Source organism: Paracidovorax oryzae ATCC 19882, from assembly GCF_000687165.1.
GTDB classification, from domain to species: Bacteria; Pseudomonadota; Gammaproteobacteria; order Burkholderiales; family Burkholderiaceae_C; genus Paracidovorax; species Paracidovorax oryzae.
Map to the genome: position 1 here is coordinate 46377 of NZ_JMKU01000014.1, position 19924 is coordinate 66300.

General features: G+C 66.3%; 22 protein-coding genes. 1 reads left to right on the forward strand and 21 read right to left on the reverse strand.

The features are described from left to right. Nucleotides 1-281 precede the first annotated feature (281 nt). Genes T336_RS0113370 through T336_RS0113380 form a run of 3 tightly spaced genes read right to left on the reverse strand, consistent with a single transcriptional unit; the run spans nucleotide 282 to nucleotide 1885 of the window. Nucleotides 282-1088 (reverse strand): SprT-like domain-containing protein, encoded by an 807-nt coding sequence (locus T336_RS0113370; protein WP_051647202.1) that lies wholly within the window; start codon nucleotides 1086-1088, stop codon nucleotides 282-284. A gap of 27 nt (nucleotides 1089-1115) precedes the next feature. Then, on the reverse strand, nucleotides 1116-1610 hold the full coding sequence (locus T336_RS0113375) for a GNAT family N-acetyltransferase (protein ID WP_026432936.1): 495 nt from the start codon (nucleotides 1608-1610) through the stop codon (nucleotides 1116-1118). Beyond that, a complete protein-coding gene (locus T336_RS0113380; protein WP_026432937.1) occupies nucleotides 1607-1885 on the reverse strand; it encodes a type II toxin-antitoxin system TacA family antitoxin in 279 nt (92 codons plus the stop codon). Before T336_RS0113380 ends, T336_RS0113375 begins: the two co-directional genes overlap by 4 nt. Nucleotides 1886-2157: 272 nt before the next feature. On the opposite strand from T336_RS0113380, the gene T336_RS0113385 reads away from it, so the two are divergent. Beyond that, entirely contained in the window at nucleotides 2158-2397 is a 240-nt protein-coding gene (locus T336_RS0113385) for a hypothetical protein (RefSeq protein WP_026432938.1), read from the forward strand. Here the strand turns inward: T336_RS0113385 and T336_RS0113390 are convergent, their stop codons facing one another. From T336_RS0113390 to T336_RS0113475, 18 genes are read right to left on the reverse strand one after another with little or no spacing between them, the layout of a single operon-like run. Beyond that, complete coding sequence (locus T336_RS0113390) at nucleotides 2398-4026, reverse strand: conjugal transfer protein TraG N-terminal domain-containing protein (protein WP_026432939.1); 1629 nt, start codon at nucleotides 4024-4026, stop codon at nucleotides 2398-2400. 12 nt (nucleotides 4027-4038) lie between these two features. Beyond that, nucleotides 4039-4491, reverse strand: coding sequence for a hypothetical protein (locus T336_RS0113395; protein ID WP_026432940.1), 453 nt, complete (start codon nucleotides 4489-4491; stop codon nucleotides 4039-4041). Continuing rightward, complete coding sequence (locus T336_RS0113400) at nucleotides 4488-5867, reverse strand: integrating conjugative element protein (RefSeq protein ID WP_026432941.1); 1380 nt, start codon at nucleotides 5865-5867, stop codon at nucleotides 4488-4490. The genes T336_RS0113395 and T336_RS0113400 overlap by 4 nt, the downstream gene beginning before the upstream one ends. 10 nt (nucleotides 5868-5877) lie before the next feature. After that, on the reverse strand, nucleotides 5878-7173 hold the full coding sequence (locus tag T336_RS0113405; protein ID WP_026432942.1) for a TraU family protein: 1296 nt from the start codon (nucleotides 7171-7173) through the stop codon (nucleotides 5878-5880). After that, nucleotides 7170-7604, reverse strand: a complete 435-nt coding sequence (locus tag T336_RS0113410) for a TIGR03757 family integrating conjugative element protein (RefSeq protein ID WP_026432943.1) — start codon at nucleotides 7602-7604, stop codon at nucleotides 7170-7172. Before T336_RS0113410 ends, T336_RS0113405 begins: the two co-directional genes overlap by 4 nt. After that, entirely contained in the window at nucleotides 7601-10495 is a 2895-nt protein-coding gene (locus tag T336_RS0113415) for a conjugative transfer ATPase (RefSeq protein WP_026432944.1), read from the reverse strand. Before T336_RS0113415 ends, T336_RS0113410 begins: the two co-directional genes overlap by 4 nt. Then, complete coding sequence (locus tag T336_RS0113420; RefSeq protein ID WP_026432945.1) at nucleotides 10492-10977, reverse strand: TIGR03751 family conjugal transfer lipoprotein; 486 nt, start codon at nucleotides 10975-10977, stop codon at nucleotides 10492-10494. Before T336_RS0113420 ends, T336_RS0113415 begins: the two co-directional genes overlap by 4 nt. Beyond that, complete coding sequence (locus T336_RS0113425) at nucleotides 10964-12418, reverse strand: TIGR03752 family integrating conjugative element protein (protein ID WP_026432946.1); 1455 nt, start codon at nucleotides 12416-12418, stop codon at nucleotides 10964-10966. The genes T336_RS0113420 and T336_RS0113425 overlap by 14 nt, the downstream gene beginning before the upstream one ends. 8 nt (nucleotides 12419-12426) lie before the next feature. Continuing rightward, the gene (locus T336_RS0113430; protein WP_026432947.1) at nucleotides 12427-13515 is read right to left on the reverse strand and encodes a TIGR03749 family integrating conjugative element protein; all 1089 of its coding nucleotides are present in this window, start codon (nucleotides 13513-13515) and stop codon (nucleotides 12427-12429) included. Nucleotides 13516-13530: 15 nt separating this feature from the next. After that, the gene (locus tag T336_RS0113435) at nucleotides 13531-14271 is read right to left on the reverse strand and encodes a PFL_4703 family integrating conjugative element protein (protein WP_026432948.1); all 741 of its coding nucleotides are present in this window, start codon (nucleotides 14269-14271) and stop codon (nucleotides 13531-13533) included. Beyond that, a complete protein-coding gene (locus T336_RS0113440) occupies nucleotides 14268-14729 on the reverse strand; it encodes a TIGR03750 family conjugal transfer protein (protein ID WP_026432949.1) in 462 nt (153 codons plus the stop codon). The genes T336_RS0113435 and T336_RS0113440 overlap by 4 nt, the downstream gene beginning before the upstream one ends. A gap of 6 nt (nucleotides 14730-14735) precedes the next feature. Then, on the reverse strand, nucleotides 14736-15104 hold the full coding sequence (locus T336_RS0113445; protein WP_026432950.1) for a TIGR03745 family integrating conjugative element membrane protein: 369 nt from the start codon (nucleotides 15102-15104) through the stop codon (nucleotides 14736-14738). A gap of 33 nt (nucleotides 15105-15137) precedes the next feature. Then, on the reverse strand, nucleotides 15138-15374 hold the full coding sequence (locus tag T336_RS0113450; RefSeq protein ID WP_019700260.1) for a DUF3262 family protein: 237 nt from the start codon (nucleotides 15372-15374) through the stop codon (nucleotides 15138-15140). Nucleotides 15375-15395: 21 nt separating this feature from the next. Next, complete coding sequence (locus T336_RS0113455) at nucleotides 15396-15707, reverse strand: integrative conjugative element protein, RAQPRD family (protein ID WP_011795852.1); 312 nt, start codon at nucleotides 15705-15707, stop codon at nucleotides 15396-15398. 14 nt (nucleotides 15708-15721) lie between these two features. Beyond that, nucleotides 15722-16486 carry a TIGR03747 family integrating conjugative element membrane protein gene (locus T336_RS0113460; RefSeq protein WP_019700258.1) on the reverse strand — a complete coding sequence of 255 codons (765 nt, stop codon included), beginning with the start codon at nucleotides 16484-16486 and terminating at the stop codon, nucleotides 15722-15724. After that, on the reverse strand, nucleotides 16483-18741 hold the full coding sequence (gene traD / locus T336_RS0113465) for a type IV conjugative transfer system coupling protein TraD (protein ID WP_035226009.1): 2259 nt from the start codon (nucleotides 18739-18741) through the stop codon (nucleotides 16483-16485). The genes T336_RS0113460 and traD overlap by 4 nt, the downstream gene beginning before the upstream one ends. Next, nucleotides 18738-19391 carry a PFL_4695 family integrating conjugative element protein gene (locus T336_RS0113470; protein ID WP_026432952.1) on the reverse strand — a complete coding sequence of 218 codons (654 nt, stop codon included), beginning with the start codon at nucleotides 19389-19391 and terminating at the stop codon, nucleotides 18738-18740. Before T336_RS0113470 ends, traD begins: the two co-directional genes overlap by 4 nt. Next, nucleotides 19388-19924, reverse strand: coding sequence for an integrating conjugative element protein (locus T336_RS0113475; RefSeq protein ID WP_156957860.1), 537 nt, complete (start codon nucleotides 19922-19924; stop codon nucleotides 19388-19390). The genes T336_RS0113470 and T336_RS0113475 overlap by 4 nt, the downstream gene beginning before the upstream one ends.

Genomic DNA, 19924 nt, shown 5'->3' on the forward strand with positions numbered 1-19924 from the left:
CTTACGAAAGCAAAGAACAATAGGCTCGTAGTTCTTATAAAAATGGATATAACCCGCGATTCTAAGAGTGAGCAATCAAAAAAATTTTAGACAACCCTAAAATTAGAGATTCGAGCTAGTTGCAGGCAGTGCAACTACCAATGATAGAGTGACTGCTACTAGCCGAAAGCAGTCGCCTGCAAGCAGATCTTCAAGGTCGGCAACCGCTGCAAAACGGTCGTCTGGTTCTGGTCGGTCACAAATGGCTGCACTACGAGAACTGTTGACCATCGGTGCTCAAGCTACTGAGCAATGAATCCCAACTGGCATTCGCCGCACACGATCTTCAAGCCAGGCTTCCCCCACACGCTCACACGGCACTGGCTGCAGGTGTACTTCAACCTATTGGACTTGTTGGCGGACGTCGCACCATCCTGCTCCGCTGCCGTCCCTGCAGCGCTGCGCACGGGACGCACGACGCCCGCGAGTGCAGGTACCGTTTCCATCGGAGGCCTGGAGCCGACCAGGCCGGAAAGATGTGCGGCCGCGGCCGCTTGCTGGCCCAAGCGGACGTGATCCTCTGCAGGAAAGCGGTCGTACCAGCTCAGCTGAAAACTGGAGGTCAGCAACTCGCTGCAGGCCTCCAAGAAGCGCCCGCCGGACAGGGCGTAGTCGGCCATCATGTCGCCCGTGCGCTTCCCGCCAGGCTGGCCCGTCGAGGAGGGCATGAGGCCAACGGCCTCCATCTTGGACGCCCACTCCTCGTTGTGGTACCGCCCTCGGCCCGGCGTGCCAAAGTGGTGCTGCCACAGATGGCACATCTCATGGACCATTGTCTGCATGGTCTCGATGAGCGGCACGGCGGCAAAGTAGGTCGGGTTCATCGCGATCTCATCGGTCGTTCCGCCGTCGAGCGAAGCGAACCGTGCAGCCGAGAAGTACCCGCAGGTACGTTTCTCCCGCTGCAGGGTGATCAGGCAACCGGGCAGCTGGCCACCGAATAGCCGCGCGTTGAAGTGGTCATAGGCCTGCTGCAATTCCGCATAGGTAACCCGAGTCGGCGCGGCGCCGGCCGCGGCGAAGAGGGTCGGCTCGAGGATGGCGTTCATGCGGAGCAATAAGCGTTGGACGGCGGCCTAGCGAACCGTCGCGAGCGGCAGGAACAGGGTGCGAGGCGCGTCGACCAGCGCGATGAAGCCATGGTGCGCGTAGAACGCCGCAGCCTGGTCGTCCTTGGCATCCACCACCAGGACTGCGGCTGGGATCTCGGCGCCGGCGGCGCGGCGCAGCGCGTCGACCAACAACGCGCCGCCCAGGCCCTTACCCTTGAATTCGACGTCGACCGCGAGCCGGCCCATGCGAACCGCGGGAACTGAGGCATAGCGCGGCAACTTCCGCCTCACTTCGTCGGACAGCCTGTCCAGCGGTACGCCCGCGGCCGCGAGCGTGTAGTAGCCGACGATGCGCCGTGCATCGTCCACCGCGACGAAGCATGCGGCGACACGCCGGCGGATGTCCTGGGACACCTGCTCGCGCAAATAGCGATCGAGAGCCGGGACGCCGCTGGAGAACTGGCTCCGGTCGTGCGCTGAACCATCGAGCAACGCGACATGAAACGGGGCCCGGCTCATTCCGAGCGCAGCAGCTTGCCGTGGCGCGCCATGGCGCGCTTGAGCGCCGGAGCAGGCTTCGGCGGGACGAGCAGCGCGTCGGCGAAGCGCTGCTGATCCTCGAGGGACAGGCGGATGACTTCCGACTCCTCGATCGCGCGCTGTGCGGCGGCCTGGAGCGACGTGACCATAAAGTCGGTCAGGGACCGGCCCTGGAGTTCTGCAGCGCGCTTGATCAGTTCTTGCAGTGCAGGGGTGACCCGGGCTTCTAGCCGGGCGGATGCAGCGATGGCCATGGTGTGAACCTCCTGCGAAAATTGTACGGCAATTTGCCGGAATGTATGTTGCGTGAGCGGTCTCTGGACCGAGCCGAGCTTTACACCGGCCGGGGCACTCGCTACGATCTGTCAACCGGCATCTCGCAGACGTGATGTCCGGCTTGGACGACCAGGTGATGTGATCCACCTGGCACACGCGGTTCCAACCGCGTGGTGCGTTTCGGTCTGGGCTGTTTTGTCGGCAGCCGCCCGATCGCGCATGTGATCGGAGGATCTGTGGGAGGATCAACATGCTCGAATTTCTTTTTCGCCTGGTCGTAGAGACCGTCAAATTCGCTTTTCGGCTTCTCATGATTTTGGGCGGCGCGCTTGTGCCCGCGATGGGCAACGCAGCATCCGCCTTCGCTCGCAAAGAAGAAAATGGCGGGGATGGCATGGTCTTCACCTCTCACGATGCTGATCGAGCTTTCTTCAACGGTGAAATCGACGCATTCGAACGCCGAGCCTATCGAGACCGACTCGGCGATTAATCATCGACGGCCCCGCGGGAGGGACTTGGACGCGCTGCCAGCGGATACGGCCATTCCTCCTGATTGCGACAGCAACTCGCTGTCCATTCCAATCCGATATCCCATCCAGCCGAGAACGGCAGACCACATCAGCGGCAGACCCACGAACATCAGCATCAGCAGGATGTTCAGCAGCATCCGCTTGTAGATCTGCGGTTGTCCGGAACTGAAGCTCTGCGTGATCTCCTGCATCATCGCGGAGCCGCTGAACCCGGGGTACATCGCATCGATGAGGTGGGCGTCGATCCAGCGCGCGACGAACCAGAGCACCGACCAGAACTTCACCGTGAAGATCGCCAGGGTGCCGTAGAAGGCCACCTTGAGGTCATAGCCGCTCAGGAAGATGATCATCGGCAGGAACATGTAGAGGGCCATGAGCACCAGGGCCTGGACCATGGGCAGGGCATTCAGAAGCGGGACCATGGCGAGCGAGGCGTCCAGCGCTTTGTTGGCGACGCCCCAGGTGCTGATTGCCCCGGTTACGGTTCGCCACGTGTTGGTGCCCACACCGTACTCGTCGCCCATGATCCGCTCCGGGCTCACAAACACCGGATTGGCCTTCTCGAAGCCGAGCCGGGCCACGCTGTCCTTGGCCTCGTCCGCCGACTTGAACGAAAGCGTGTTCTGGACCTTCTGCGAGAGGCCTCGCCAGGCCGAGGTGTTGGTGATGAGCTTCTCGCGCAGGCCCATCGTGCCTGACTCCCACCACTCCTTGCAGGTCGGCCGCCCCCAGTCCGGATTCTGGTATCCCGCCTCGGGCGTGCCCTCCGGTGCCGGCGTCTGGATGTAGTCCGTGTCCCGGGCGAAATCGATCGGCCAGCCCGGCACCGGGTTGTACGAGCGGATGGTGCCGTAGAAGCCCTTCTCGGTCCGGAAGAACTGGCTCCCCACCCAGTCCACGTCGGTTGGCCCGTAGCTGCTGCCTTCGGCCAGGATGGCTTTTCCGGTCGCTGAGATCGTGGCCTTGTCCATGGCCAGGTACTGGCTGCGGGCGGGGATGAAGCATTCGGAATAGAACCGCTGCAGATCGTGCAGCAGGCCCGGGTCCTCGATCGTCGCCATCCGCGCCATGTCTTCGATGACGCGGATGTCGCGCGAGGAACTGCTCAAGCCGGCGCGAAACGCGCTGTTGATGCCCGACGAGATGCCCATGACCGCGTACCACCACGCCGGCACGTAGCTGAGGTTGCCCGCCTTGCTGAACGCACCCGAGACGGCGTCGGCCATTGCGACGTCGTAGCTCGAGCGCGTGCCGCTCTTGAGCGACACCGGTTGCGGCTCGCTGTTGTCGAGCGACCGCGTGGGGGTGTAGCTCAGGTTGACGTTGTGCAGCGAGGTGATCGGCGTGGTCGCGAAGCAGACGGTCATCACGAAGAGCGCGGTGTACAGGCGCGTCTGCACCGATTCCAGCAGCCCGAGCACGCCGTGGAAGCCTTGGCCTTGCTCCTTGGCCTCCCGCCAGGCGTTGAACACGATGAGGGCGAAGGGCAGGGCGGCCAGGCCCGTGCCGGTGATGATCTCGCCCATGATGTTGGCGAAGGCCCACCCGTACATGGTGGTGAAGAGCTCCAGGTAGCTGTCGAGCTGCATGGTGGATTCCGATCAGGATTGCGGGACGGCCAGGAACAGGGTCACGACCTGGAGCAGACGCGCCGGCCCGATGGGCACGGTGACCAGGTAGAGCGCCAGAAGAAGCGCCGCGTGCCAACGCAGGGCCATCACACGGCGGACCTCCCGCTTCGCAACGATCCCCCGGCGGCGGCCGATGAGCACGATAAATCGCCACTGGACCACTATCCAGACGCACACGGCTACCTGGACCAGCACGCCCACGTGCGCGGCGCCGCGTAGCGCGCGCTGCAGGCGGATGAACAACTCCGGTGGCATCGTGAGCACTGCCGTCAGCAGCAGCGCACCAACGCCGGCGAGCACCAGGCCGTAGAGGATCCAACCCAGCCACCGCCTGACGCGGCTGCGGGCCGGCGGCCGAGCGCCGGCAGCTGCATCACCGGACTTATCGGAGCCGGCGGCAGGCAGGTGCGGGCCCGCGCTCATTGCTTGGGAACCTCGACGCGGCCGTCGAAGACCGGCGCGGGATCGGCCCGCGAGCCGCCGGTGACCGCGTTGGACGAAGCGCCTGCCGCCAGCTGGTTCTGCATAATCGCCAGGGCTGTCTCGCCGGTCATCTCCTTGCGGATCCGGAACTCGTACATGAGGTCATTGATGTATTGGGTCAGGCGGTCGATCTTGGTCTGCACCTCGCTGTTGACCTGGCCGTTTGCGCTCGCCTGGGGCAAGCTCAGCCCGGAAATCAGCGCGTTGCGGGCCACCAGGGCCTTGTCCACCACCTTGTGCATGGCGATCTCCTGCGCCAGACGGTTCACGGCCACGGATCGCACATCCTTCGGCAGCTTGCGCATCGCATCCATCAGCTGCGGGCTCACGGCGATGCCCGGGGCGCTCACCTTGACCAGGTCGGCCTGTCCGACCGTGTTCGCCTCGGCGAGCGTCCGCATCGTCGGAAGCACGGATTCGAGCTCCTGCTCGAACTTCGGGCCCAGGCCGGTGGCCGTCACCGTCGAAGTCGCGGTCGGGCAGCTGGAGTCCTGCGTGCACAGGTAGATCTTCTGATCGCCCAGGACCTCGGTGCTCCACTTCGCGAGGTCGTCCGGCGTTTTGAACGCCTGGACCAGGCGGGTGGAGGCGAGGGAGGAACTGCCGTAGTTGGCTGTGGATATCGTGCTGGCCGTTTTGTTGATGGTCAGGTTGTAGCCGGCCACGGCCAGGTCACGCACCGGCTGGATGGGCGCAGTGCCGGCGCCGCCGGCCCGGGTGCCGAACACCCAGGGCAGGCCGGCGCGCTGCGCGACCTCGTTCTTGTTGATGTCGATCTTGGCTTGAACGACGTTGCCGCCAGTCGAAGCGGCGACCTTCCAGGCATCGCCCTTGGCCAGGGCGACATAGTCCTCGTACGGATCCTTGCCGGCCTTGATGAGCGCCTCCATGTCCTCACAGGACTTGAGCGAGGACGCCACCAGCAGATCGGCCTTCTGTGAGAAGTTCTGGAACAGCTGGTACAGCCCGGGTTGCGCCCGCTGCAGGAAGTAGAGCGGTAGCGCGGCGATGCCCGCCTGGATGGCTCCCGAAATGGTCGCGCCCAGATTGGAGATGCCATTCATAAGCGCGGACCACGACGCACCGATGTCGAAGCGGCCGCACGAGTAGTTGGCGCGCACGCCGGCGCTGAACTGGTTTGCCATCATGCCGCGGTTGGGCGCGGCGCCGCCGGGAGATCCGCCGCCCATGCGGTAGTAGAGGCTGGACGAGGAGACGGGCTGCGCGGCCGCGGGGGCCGCGGCGGCGAGCAGTGCGGCGGCAGTGCAGGCGGCGACGAGCACCGGGCGCAGGCGCGACAGGGCGAAGGGTGACATGTCGAGGTCCTTACGGTACAGAAAACAGGAACGCGCCGCGGCGCTGGCAGCACACGTAGTGCTTCCACAGGTTCCAGGAATAGCCATCGGCGGAATCGGTCTGGGCATCGCCCCAGGAGGTGAGGGACAGCGAGTCGTTGGTGCCGAACTGCTCGCAGCTGGTCCAGACGTTCGGATGGAGCATCTGCCACTGCGCCTTGTCTTCGTTGAAGTAGACGTAGTCCTTCGTGCCCTGCAGTTCCACCTTGGCGTAGATGTGCGGTTGGGCGGAGCGGTAGATGATCGACTTGACGCGCTCGGCCAGGACCGCCGAGGCCTTCACCGGGTGGGCCTGGATGATTTCGCCGGTGCGCGGGAACGTCGGCCCCCACGTCTGCGTGTAGCCGCTGCCGACTTCGCCCAGCCCGGGAACCCACGAGTCGGGATACAGCATCTCGACGGGAATGACCCCTCGCCAGAAGGGCGCATCGAGCTCCGATTGGAAGTGCAGCCCGAACAGCGTGGCACTGCCCGGGCACAGCAACATGGTGCCGCCGGTGGAGCCGGTGATCATGCTGCCGATCTGCATGAAGGTGTTGGAAGCGCCGTAGACCAGGTTCACGGTCTCTGCGATCTCCATCACCTGGCTCACGCCCTGCACACCTCGCATGATCGTCTGCAGGCTACCGAGCAGCTGGCCCGGGGCGTCGAGCATCTTGCGGGCATCGGACGCCACCGTGCTCGCGATCGAGGAGGGCACGTTGGCCCAGCTGGCGCCGATGCTGGGAAGCTGGCTGGGGAACTGGGCTAGCTCGAACGGGCCCGGGATGACCAGGGTAGTGGGCATCGTCACCTGCCCGCCGTTCGCGATGATGCTGGCCAGCATGCCGGCCGGATTCCCGATCGCATCGGCACCCTTGAAGTTCGCCATGGCGGACGTCGAATTGAGCCCGCCGGCGGACGAATCGAACAGCTGGCTGAACACGGTGGAGCTCGCCCCGTTCATGGTCGTGGCCACGATACGGCCGATGTCGCTCCACGGGTGCTGCAGTGGCTCGTTGTACGTGCTCACCACCACGTCGGGCACGTAGTGGCTGATCTTGATGGAGGTCTCGATCCAGCAGAAGGCGAGCTTGCAACGCAGGAAGAAGCACACGCCCTCCACACGGTAGGACAGGCATGAGGCGAGGCCGGCCGCGGTGCCGGCGATGACGCCTGGCGTGGTGATGGCCTGCGCCGGCATGGGCAACCCGAGCGTCAGCACCGAGCTCGCAGCCGCGAGTGCGATGCCCTTTCGCAGGGCGGTGGCGATTCGGGTGAACGTCATCGGGCGCCCCTCGCCTTGGATTGCTGGTACAGGCCGACCGCGTGCTGCACGTCGGCCACACCGTAGATCACAGCCTCACGGTTGATCACCACGGCTGGCAGGCGCGTGAGCCGGTAGTGCATCGCCAGAGACATGCCGTTGGCCGCCTGCGTGATCTGGTCCTTGTAGCGGGCGCGGATCTGCGCCTCCTGCTGTTGCATGTATGCCCGGGCCTGGGCCTCGTTCGCCGGCAACCGGGCACTGAACTGGCGGCCCAGCTGGGCGAGCGCGTCGACGCGATACACCTGGAGCACGTAGGGAGGTTGGGATGGCGTGGAGAGGTTGGTTGCGCTGTTGGCGAACACCTCCACCGTGGTGACCGATGGAGCACCCTGGGCCCACACGGCACCGGCGGAACACACGGCCGCGGCGATGAGGATCCTGCGCTTCATGCCCGTGCCTCCGCCAGCTTCTCGGCCACCATGTAGGCTGCCTCGAGCTCGGTGCAGCCATGGGCATCCATGAGGCGCCGACGGTGGGCCTTCTCGTGCCCTTCCGTCATCGCGAGAGCGATGGGAACAGCGGGCGGCACGTTTCTGAACAGCCACTGGCCGGTTGCACTGATGAGCACGCCCTCGGTGTACTTGGGCGGCTCCTTCACGGCCGACTCCATCATGCGCCGCTGCTCGGACGTGAGATTGCGGAAGCGCGCCACCTCCTCGATCTCCGACTTGTCCATCGTGAGCAGCATCCAGAATTCGCACATGGACAACACGCGCTCCATGCTGTCCGGGAAGTCCTTCAAGTTCTGGGTCGCGAGCCAGAACCAGATGTTCAGCTTGCGCCACATCTTGGTGGCCTTGGCCACCTTCGGGCCCAGCAGATCGTTGGTGGTGATGAGGTGGCCCTCGTCGGTCAGCATGATGAGCGGACGGCCCTGGTCCTGGAACTGCTCGCCGCGCGACTGGACCGAATCGATCAGGCTGGTGTAGGCGACGGCGAGCGCGTCGCCGTAGCCATCCTTCGTGAGCGTGCCCATCTCCACCAGGGTCACGTCGGCGTCTGGCCAGTCACCGCCGTAGCGGTTGAAGAGCTTCCCACGCAGTCCCTGGGTGAACGTCATCATCGACTGCCCCATTTCTTCTGCCCGCGCCTGGCGGTGCGTCGAGAGAGTAGGGTCGTTGTGCATCGCCATGAGGGCGATGGCGACGTCCTGGGTCAGCGGATGCTTGTGGCCTCCCTTCGATGCCTGCAGCGCCGCCTTGATGATGGCCCGTGTCACCAGGTAGCGGTCGGCACGGCTCATGCGCGCGACCTCGGCCGGCTCGCCTCCGGTGATCATCATGATGGCGGCGATCAGCATCTCGCCCAACAGATCTCGCTTCTCATCAACGCCGTCGTCGTCGCTATCCGTGTCTGCTGCCTGGGCCTCGATCACCGTATCGACGGTCTCCATGATCTTCGAGCTCTTGCCGCCGTCCGCCGCCTCGTCCACGGTCAGGCCCGCATTGCGCTTCGCCTGGTTCTCTGCCGCATGGAAGGAATCCATGATCTCCTTGTCCTGAAGCAGCCGGGCACCGTGCACGAACGGCGGCAAGGACTCCTCGCAGTCCATGGTCAGCCGCACCCGGTGCACCGACAGGCCCTTGGCGGCCATGTCCTTCACCAGCAGGTCGAAGGACATGCCGGCGTCGACGATCACCAGGCGCGGCCGGTGGACGGCCATGGAGAACATGGCCTGGTAGTTCAGCGTCGCCGACTTGCCCGCGCCCGTGGGCCCGAGCACCAACATGTGCGCGTTCTTCTTGCGGTCGAGCTTGTTGAGCGGGTCCATGAACAGCGGCTCGCCGCCGCGGTTCCAGTACCACATGCCGGGGTGCGGCGTGCCGCGGGAGCGGCCGTACACGGGCGCGATCGCAGCGATGTGGCTCGCGAACGTGAGACGAGAGCGCAGCATGTACCGCTGGTCGAAGTCCGGATCGAAGTTGAAGGGCAGCGCGCGCACGAAGCTGTCGAGCGGCACCAGATCATGGCGCGGATCCACGAAGCGCATTCCGGTGGGAACGAGCAGCGCATTCACCTCCGAGATCGCGGCGTCGAGATCGGTCCGGTCGCGGCCCGTGAGGTACAGCGTGACGAACATCGGGTAGAGCTTGTCGCCGTTCACCATGCGCTGGAGCACCCGCTCGCACTCAGCGTGCGCCTCCATGGCGATGGCGGTCTTCGCCCGCGACTTGTCGCGGATGCGTTCCACCTTCCGCTCCACCAGGTGCTGCGGCGTCACGGTGACGGTCATCGACAGCATGGATCCGGGTGGGAGGCGGTCGAAGCGCGCATAGCTCTCCTTGCCGCTGGTGAGCTCCGCCGAGAAGTGGCCAATGGCGGGCTGGCCACGCAGGTTCTGCAGCGTGAGGGCCTTCACGGGCACGCCGTCGAATTCGAAGAGGCCGGCATCGACGTCCGCACGCGGCTGGCTGAGCGACAGCGACTCGGCCAGGTCCCAGTCGAACATGCCTTCAGGCATCTCGCCCGGGTAGGGCGCCTTCTGGAGCAGCTCACCCGGCGTGGGCGCCCACGGAACATCGCGATTGAAGAAGGGCAGGAGCCATTCGTAGAAGTCTCGGCCGTTGCAGCGGCGCGCAGTGACGCCCGCCTCGGTGAACGTCGCAAACAACGTCGTAGCGGCGCCCTCCATCTGCTTGATCGGCTCGGCCGGCTCGTTCGCCAGGCCGGTGAACTTGCGGTAGATGCAGCAGCGCACGCGGCGCTGCTGGCCCCGCCAGACCTGGCCGGTGACGAGGGTGTCAGTGAACAGGCCCTGCGGGCGAGACACCTGGTCCAGGTGCTTGCGCATCTCGGCCAGGACGGACTGGGTGTACTCGGAGGAAATCACCTCCTGGGCCCGGCGCGGGTTGTCCTTGTGCTGGGACAAGATGTAGTCGTGCAGCTGCTGGTTCAGGATCTCGACGTTGCGGTCGTCGCTCAAGAAGAACTGCACGATCCAGGGCGAGCCTTCGGCCTCGGGGATCGCCTGCAGGGCCTCCTGCACCTTGCGGGCGCGCTCCTGCAGGTAGGTGAGCGGCTGCGCCTCGGTGGCCACCGGACTGAGCTCGAACATGGCGCCCAGGGTGGCGCCATCGCGCATGGCAAACACCTGCTCCGCCGGCGAATAGCAAACGTACGGCAGAAGCTCGGTGAACGACGGCGGCCTGGCCGCCATCCTGCGACGGTCCGCCAAGGTCATCGGCTTGCCAGTCGCGCTGGAGGCAGCGCGCGACGGCGCAGCGCGTTCCCCGCTTGCCGGCGCGGAGCGGCCAAGCAGTACGTCGAACCATTTCTTCATCGACGGCCTCCTTCCGCAGGCGAGCGGCCCTGGACGGCGGCGCGGCCGCGCAGCAAATCTTCCTGCACCTCGCCGGGCAGGGCGTACTCCGTCTGCTCGTACATCGGGAACACCGTGACGTACCCCGGCACCGGGTACTTGCCCTTCGCCAGGTGGGGGTACACGACCATCACCAGGTCGGGGTTCGCCAGGCGGGCAAAGCGCTGCTGCATGGGCTCGACGGCCGACCAATAGCGCTGGGTCCGGCCATCGTCAGCAGTGAGCGGGCGCGCGAGCGCGTCGTGCTCCAGCCGTTCCCGGGGCGTGGACAGGGACCGCTCCGGCGCGCCGCCGGCGGCCTTGCCGCGGTAGACGTCCAGGACGGTGGGACTGCCTTCGGTCACCTCCTTGAGCGGGCTCTCTCTCGGACCGCTGACGGAGCAACCGGCGAGCAGCGTAGCGGAAAGCGACAGGACAGCGAGGATGCGGCTATTCGAGGCCATAGCGGGCTCCGGAGAGGACGTTGGAGGATTGGGTGCGGTGGAGGATCTTTCGCGCGTTCGCGGGCTTGTCGATCGCAACCTCGGTGTCCAGGTGCACGACCAGCTGCTGGCCGGCCGGCGTGACCACGGCGTCGAACGAGCTCTTGAGGCGTTCGGTGAGCCAGCGCGTGAGTTCGTCGGCCGCGCCCGACCCCATGCGGCCGAGCGCAAAGCTGCCCGCATTGCCGGTGACGGCCGAGGACGTCGAGTCGCCGCGGTTGAGCGTCGTCGTTTGCGCCTGGGCCAGCGCCTCGGCGGCGACGCCGAGGCCCTTGGCACCCACGATGTCGGTCAGGTAGGCCGGGGCGTTCGTGACGAACTTGCCCTGGATGCAGGGATTGCCGTGCAAGTCGCTGATGAAGCCGAGATCGCTCGTACCGCCAGAGCCGATTCCCCCGTTGGTGGATGCCCCCGAGCGGCGAGCGGAGATCGTGCGGATCGTTCCGTCGTTGAAGACGAAGGTCATGCTGCGCACCTTGCCCTCGGTGCAGGACAGCGCCATGTCGCCGATCGCCACGCCGGTCACCACCATGCCCGCCAGATCTTCCGGGAGCTCCCAACCGTTGGCCGCCAGGTTCTCGCGCCCGACGATCGCCTTGAACTGCATCGGGTCGGTCACCCGGCCATTGACCGGCACGCGGCCGATGAGGCTCGTCATGGCGGTCACGCCGGTGAGCGTGGAATTCTCCGGAAGCGTGAAATACGGCTCTGCCTCCGGCTTCTCGGACGCCGCCTGGGCGGCGCGCGTCGCACTGCCCGTGCCAGTGGATCCACCTGCGCCAGCGGCCGCTGCGGCCGCAGCCGTCGCGCTGCCCGGGCTGCGGACGTAGCGCGTGGTGGTCATTCCCTGGTTGCTTTGTGTCTGCGCGACATACCCCATCGGCGGCACGACCTTGTAGCCCACTGCGCCCGCGGCGCCATCCGCGGACATGTCCTGCGCTACAGCGCCATCGACGGGTGCGGCCGGATGCCTGCCCAGGGAGTCGAGCGTGTCTGTGGCATTGCCCCAGGCATTCGCGATGACGTCGACGGGCGAATTGGCAGCGCCTCCCGCCTTCGCCTGGCGGGGCGGTGCTGGTTGGTCTGGAGCGCCCGTAGCCGCATTCGGTTCTGCGCTGACGGCCTGCGATGGAATTCCGCCCAGCTTGAGCTGCCGCCTCAGTTCCTCGTTCTCGCGGAGTACACGCTCCGCCCACTGCCGCAGTTCGCGATTCGACGCGACCACCGTGGCCAGGGTCTCTGCCGGCGTGTCCTCGTCGGCTCCTGCCGTCTTGGGCAGCGGAACAGCCTTCATCGGCTCCGAGGCGGGCGATGGATTGCGGTTCATCATGAAGATGGTGCCGACGATCGCAATGGCGACGATCGCCAGGACCGGGATGAATCGATTGCTCTTGACGGCCATGGGCTACCTCACAGACAGGATTCGAACGCGCGTTCGCACACCAGGTAGATGGCAGTGGTGTCGGTATCACTTCCAGCAGGCCCGATGCGACCGTGCTGAGCGGTCGCCGCCAGCCAGCGCCCCCGCAGGCTTTCCAGAGGGACTTCCACCGGGAAGCGGGAACGGTTGGTGATGCGTACAGCGGTGACGGTCAGCCCGCCGGCCCGCCACTGTCCGACGGGCACGGCCTGGACGGCTGCGCCGCGCACCAGGCCGGCCAACTCGTCGCTGGTCACGGCGACCTGGCTCACGCCCGCGATAGGGCTTGCGAGCCGGCGCGGCGCATACAGCTGGCGAGCGGCGTACCGGGTCAGCTGCACCATGTCCACCTCCGGTCCCGCGGCGGCCCGGGGCCCGGCTGCCACACCGTCCACGGCGGTCGGCTGCGCCACCGTGCCAGGCTCAACGACGGACACCTGCAATTCGCCGCCCGCCGCTCCGGCGCCGGACGGTTTGGTGGCCACCAGATCCAGCGGGATTTGCTGGCCGCTGTCCACGAGCTCGGCGACGATGCGAATGGGCGTGAACGGCACCAGGGCCGTCACGTACAGCGTTCCACCAATCGACTCGACACGGGCAACGGCCTCGATGTCGCTCGGGACATGCAACAGGGCGTCAGCCGGCAGCGTGACAAGGCGCTCCTGGCCCACGGTCAGGTTCACCCGCACCGGCTCTCGCGCGAAAACAGCGCGTTCCGCAGGAGCAGACGCGGTACCTGTGAGCGGCGCAGGCCCCACGCTTCGCAGGGTCGCTCGCGCGGCGGCGGCGCGAGCGATTGATGGCCCGCCGGCGCCGGCCAGGGGCGCCGGCAGACTCATGCCGGCGACGGTGTTCTGCGCGGGGCGCGCGGGCTTCGCTGCGGCGGCCGGCGCCTGCCCAAGGTCCACGGCTTCCACAGGCGCGTTGTTCTGCGTGGTGGGCCGTCCTGAGTTGATGAGATCGGGCGGAGGCGCCCCGACATTCAGTGGCTCGACCTGCTGCGCGTGCAACTGAGCCGAGGTGCACGCGACGATGAGCGCGAGCAGGGGGCGATAGGTTCGGTGATGAGGATGGAGCATGGTCAGTCTGCGGCCTCAATCAACGGCTGTGTCCCGCGGCAGGCTGGAGGGGGAGATCGTTCCGGGCAGCCGAGGCGCCTGCACGCTGATACGCACATCGGTCCCGGCCTTGAGATCCGCCGGGTTGAGGCGGGCAGGGCGGTTGGCGCCGAAGCAGTCCAGCGCGAGATGCCAGGGATTGCGTTCGCGGTCTACGTCGAAACGCACAACGCGCAGCGGGTAGCGGATGAAGACGTCTTTCACCGCCTGCCCGCCGAACGTCTCGGTGACCTGCATGTCCAGGAGCACGGTCCAGGCATCGGGCCCATCCGCAAGCACGCGGTTTTCGGAGTAGGGGAAGCCGGGAATCTCGGAGATCTGCCGGGTGCGCCGGCGCAATTCGCCCTTGCCTTGCCGCAGCTCCATGTCCGCCTGCAGCTGGGCCTGGCAGCGCGGCGTGAGGTAGTACTGCATGTTGAAGATCTGCTGCCCATAGTCCTGGGCACCATCTGTCTGCCAGCGGTTGACTTGCTGCCAGATGTAGTAGGCAAAACCGTAGACGTTGGGCGACGGCACCGGCGATCGACCATCGCTGACGCGGACCGTGTCACCCGCCCGCACGTCGGGGGCCAGGTGGACATCCACCGACTTCGGCTGGCGCCAGGCGAACCAGGTGCTGACGATGCCGAGCGCGATCACGCCCGCCATGGTCTTCGTGAGTCGGTCGTTGTGACGCCGCTCGGACGCAAGAGCGTCGAGAAATTGACCACTGCTCATGGCTGTTGGGGAGTTGGGGTGCTGGTGCTGCGTGCGCGATCGGCGCCCGAGCTTCTATTCGGGGACGCGGCATCGAGGTCGAGCCGCCGGCCGAGCTCGAAGTAGCCGTGGTGCCGGAGGTAGCGCTTGCGGCCCGGGCCATGGTCTTCGAGCCAGAGGCGCGCCGCCTGCACGTACCAGCCTTCGGGCTTGTTGCGCTTCACCGTTTGGAGGTACAGAGACGCCTGCCACAGAACAGCGAACGGCCCGATGACGGCACTCGCGAAGATGAAATGCCAGTAGCCTGTGACCAGGTACAGCAGGAAGCCGACCACGAGAAAGAACGCGAACGAGATCGCGGCCACATAGCCGCCCTCGGTGGCGGACATCCCGTTGATGATGGGCGGCTCGGTGTTCACGCGATCGGTCAATGGGGCCGCGGCGCTGCTGCCTGGCGGCCGTACGTCGTCTGCAGCCATGTCCGCTCAAGCCATCGTCTGCATCGCGTAGTTGGCGAGCATGATGATGAACACCAGCAAGACGATGCCCACGATCAGGAATTCCTTGAAATCCGCGAGGTGAGCGCGGCCATCGCTGTACTCCTTCCACTTCTTGAGCGAGCCCCCGATGACAGCGAAGAAGGCGATGGAGCCGAGCACCAGGCCGAGGATGGTGAACCCTGCCTTGAAGTACGACCCGATCAGTGCAAGCCAATCCCCGTCTGGGACCGACTGGCCACCGATACCGCCGCCGGAGGGCTTCGGAATATTGGGCAGAGCAGCCATTGCAACGGACTGGGCGCAGGTTGCGATCACCAGGCAGGCAATGCTGGCAACTTGGCGGATGGATTTCATGGGACCCCCTTCAAGAACAAAAACGGGCCTGACTCACAGCCAGGCAAGGAACGAAAAAATGACCAGCAGCAGGACGCAGATCGCGATGAGCGCCTGGTACAACTCGGACTTGTCCAACTGACCGTCGCCGTAGGCCTCCGCGAGCTGCTGCCCGATCCAGCCCGCGACGACGAAGATCGCCGCGAAGACGATCGAGAGCAGCACGGCCTTCAATTGGCCTGGATCGACGCCAGCGCCCTGCAGGAATGCCGCCTTCATGTCGCCGTACATGGATCAGGTCCTGTGCTCGTCTCACTGGCGGTAGTCGCCGCGCAGCGGCGTAACCGGCCGTGGCTGGCGTGGCGTGTCGACGTGGGTGACGATGCCCTGGCGCAGCATTTCCAGGTCGCGCAGCAGCCAGTCGTAGCGAAACTTCACCCGCTGGCCGGTCGGGGCGGAGCGCTCGGCCTCGCTCACCATGGCCTGGACCTGCTCGATCTCGGCCGCGATGCGCGAGAGGCGCTCCCGTTCGAGCTCGTCGTCGCTCACGCCGGCCCAGGCGGTCGCCGTGGTGACCAGGATGCCGGCCGCGATCAGGGCGAAGAGCTTGCGGGCGGGTTTCATGGGTTTCTCCTTCTTCATGCGTACTTTTTGAAAGCGCCCACGGTGGTGGAGAGCGTCACGGCCACCAGGACCGTGAAGACCAGCACCATGTGCGCGGGGTTGAAGCCGCCGAACGGCCAAGAGAGGTAGAGGCCGAAGCCCCCCGTGAGGGCCCAGCCGGTGTAGCGTTTGGCGTGGTGGTAGACGAAGGACGACTCGCGGCCCCCGGTCCAGCGCCGGCGGTCGCGGCGCACCAGGCCATCGACCACGCCGATGAGGCAGGCCAGCACGAAGGCCGGCATGGCGAATGCGCCGATCGCCATGCGCAGCAGCACGTCCTGAGCCACGAACATGCTGATGACGAGCCATTCGGACAGGACGCGCGCGGCGTCCGCCGTGGCCACGCCAATCCCGCGCAGCTGGGGGGCGACCGTCTGGCCGGTGAGCGGCATCGCCGCCGGCGCTGCCGTGGTCGGTGCATGCATGCGCTGGTACCACCGCAGCACGCCGAGCTTTTCGTAGGGCATGCGCACCCACCCGGCAAGCTGCAGCGAGAAGGCCACGGTGTCGCGCACCAGCAGGCTGCGCGGCGCGGCCGCGATGTACTCCAGGTCCTGCTGGACCAGAGATTGGGCGTGCCGGATCCCCTGGCCCTTCCACAGGAAATAGCCGCCCCCGATCTCGATGAGCATGCCGACGATCCAGGCGCCCACGGCCACGCTGACCAGGCCGAAGGAGACGCTGAACGCGAGCCCGATGGGCCCCACGGCCTGCGGCTTGGGAGGCGGCGCTGGCGTCATTGCTGGTGCCCCATGAGGTTGCCCATCACCGCGCTGTGCGACAACGCCGATCCGTGCGTGCCATGGACTGCCGCAGTGCCCGCGTCGTCATCACCGTCGTCGTCGGCCAGACGCGTGTCGATGAGCCCGGCGGCGCCGGCGCCCAGCGGCTGAGTGCCCAGCCAGTCGGTTTCCGCGGCCCACCGCTCGCTGGTGCGGTACCGGCGCTTCATGTCCTCTGCGACCACCTTGAGGGACTGGGGGATGAAGGGGTCGTCGGTGGTGTCCGCCAGCGGAATGCGGATCTTGAAACGCCTGTTGCCTTCGAGCAGCGCGAATGCTTGCCCCTGCGGCAGCTCCAGGATGTCCGAGGCCTCGAAGAGCGGCGACTTCACCGAGGTCACGATGTCGTCGTTGCGGGACAGGAAGTCCACGCCGTCGCCCTTGGCCGCCGTGTCGCTCACGCCGCTCATCGGCGTGAGGTGGACCACGTTCACCTGCGGCAGCTGCTCGGCCATGAGGTTGGCCGTGGCGACGGACCGCACGCGGAGCATGACCAGGTGGTTGAAGTTGTCCATGATCTGGCCGGCCTTGGCCTTGTCGCCCACCTTGGCCTCGATGTCCCACATGGACTGGGTGTAGGCCGTGATCCTGAAGCCCGAGCCGCCCAGCTTGTTCACCATGGGCACGAACTCGGGACCGGCGATTTCGTTCACTTCATCGAAGTGGCAGCACACCGTGGGCAGCTGGAGCTTGCCGTCCTGGCTATGCGGGTTCAGGCCGGTCTTGTAGAGCTTGCCGCCTGTGGACACCAGATCGGAGAGCATCGAATTGCCCACGGCCGAAGACACCACGGAGTCGGACAGGGCATCCAGCCCGGCATAGACGATGCCGCCCTGGCGGAACACCGTCATCCAGTCAAAGATGGGACGCTTGTCGTCCGGGTCGAAGTAGTCCGGCGAGATGAGCTTGCCCACGGCGCCCGACGTGAGCTTTTCCAGGAACGGGCCCAGGGAAGCGACGATTTTTTCGTAGAAGGACCGCTCGTAGGAGAACGCCGCGGCCAGGCCGAGCAGCACCTTGTCCTCGAGCCGGGATTCCTTGATCCACAGGTACATGGCCACGAGCTCGGGGGCGCGGTCGGCGAGGCTGCGCGGTACCGGCGCCTTCTTCGCCTGGATGGCCTTCTGCAGATCCTGCAGCCGGTCTTCATAGTCGGCGAACCGCCCCTCGGCCGCCAGCTTGCGAAACACCATGTTCGCGTAGTCCATGAACAGCGGGTCGATCCCGGTCACATCCTTGAGCAGCGTCTCGTAAGTCGGGATGCGGCCCAGCGCCACCTGCGCCTGCGCAACGATGTTGGTGAACCGCCAGGAGAACTCCTTGAACGCCGCAGAGTTGCCGGCCGAGGGCAGGGCGTTCGTTGCCCGGCCTGCCACCTCGGTGATGCGCGCGAAATTGCCGATCCCGTTGTACCGGGCACTGATCTCCGGATACCCGAGGTGGAACAGGTAGAAGCTGTCTTCGCGGCCGGCGCGGCGCGCCTCCGCCTGCATGCGGAGCATGAGCTCGGCATCGCCCTTCGGATCGATCACGATGACCACATAGCCCGCATGAATGTCCTGGGTGGAGAGCAGTTCGAGCAGCCGGGTCTTGCCGACCCGCGTGGTGCCCATCACGAGCATGTGGCCCGACCGCGAGCCCTGCCGCAGCTTGACCGGACGCTCTTCGAGCACGCCAACGCCGTGCAAAATAGGGTTCCCACCCAAGTCCACGCCCGTGGCAAACGGATTGGCGGTGCCGCCCAGGTCTACCGCAGCGCGCACCGCCTTTCGGACAGGATCCTTGGGCTTGGAGTCCACCCACTGGCGGATGCGCTCGCCCGCCTCCGCCAGTTGCCGCTCCATGCCGCTCGGCCTGACGTACTCCTGCACCTTCTTGGCCTGGGTGTCGAGCTTGCGCTGGGTGTGCTTCTGCGTCCACTCGAAGCCTTCGCCCAGGTAGAGGTGCTCGCGTGTCACGGGGAGCCTGTGCGGGGCGACGCGCGTGATCTTGGTGAATTTCAGGCCGCGCTGGTATCGATACACATGCAGCGCCTCGCGGGCCCGGACGGTGCCGAACGCGGCGGCGATGGCACCGGTCACCAGGCCGAGCGGCTGCGGCATCATCAGTGCCCAAGGCGCGGCCGTTGCCACGCCCGCGATGCCGAAGGCCGTGGCGGCGCTCCAACCCTCGACCGGAGGCCGCAGCAGGCCTTCCATGACGGCCTCGCTCATCGACGCCCTCCCACCTGCCGGGGTAGCTTCTGGACGAGGGCAGGCATCGGCTGCCCCAGCGATGACCGTTCCGAAGCAGCGGGCCCGGTGTCCTGCGTCAGGATCTGGTACGCGCGACCATCGGTCTGCACCAGGACCGGGTAGACGCCGGCGCCGGCGGCGGCCAGCCGCTCGGACACCCACTCGCCCGAATCCGGAGCCAGGCGCATTGGGCGGGCCAACCGCTGCATCACCTGGTAGGCGGCAGCGGTCCCGGCCTGGACCACCACCCCGACTGCCTGCATCTGCACCAGGCGGGCATGGTTGAACGCAAGCCACCGGAACGACACGTCGTCGGCGGCAACCACGAACACGGCCTCGGTCAGCCATTCGGGTTGGAACACCGCCGTGCCCTCAACCTGCAGCACGCCGCCGCGCAGGCGGCGGGTCACGAATGGGAAGGGGACACCGGAGAGGGCGCCGGGGTCATCGGCATCGCCGGCCAGCTGGGCGAGGTAAGGGGCCATCGGAACGCCGCGGCCGCTGTCGTGGATGATCTGCAGGGCGACGTCTGCGCCATCGCGGTCCTGCGCTGCAGCAGCGGCCAGGCCGGGCAGGTGCCCGACCAGCAATGCAGCAGCGCGAAGAATGCGTCTCCGTTGCATCGTCATCGGCGGGCGGGCACGCGCGGCGAAAGCGACGGCTGCTCCAGGATCTGGCTACGCGGAACATTGGCGACGTCCGCGGCGCCCACGGAACTCTGCACCCGCGGCAGACCTTCGTAGCTGACCATGGGCTCGTTGGGGTACAGCCGCGCCATGGCAGCGGACATTTCGCGCTCCCAGGCAATGGACCGCGCAACGTCCTCGTGGAAGATGCGCGCCAGGCGCTCAGCGTACTGCCGCCGCTCCGCATCCGTGCGAGCATGTATTCCGAGGATCTCCAGCGGACTGAGCTTGTCCACGGAAAAACTGCCGCGTGGCCCGAGTGCCAGCACCTTGGCGCGGCGCATCTCTTCTGCCGTCAGGCCCCAGATCTGCTGCACCTGCAGGTCCGTGGAGTCGGCCTGCGTGCGCGACGTGGACGATGCCGAGGCAGTCGAGCTCGCTTCTGCGGTCCGGCCGGTGCGCACTTGCGCCGACGCGGGTGAAGAGCCGATGAGGGTGGCGGCGGCGGCGATCGTCATCGCGATGAAGCTGCGCAT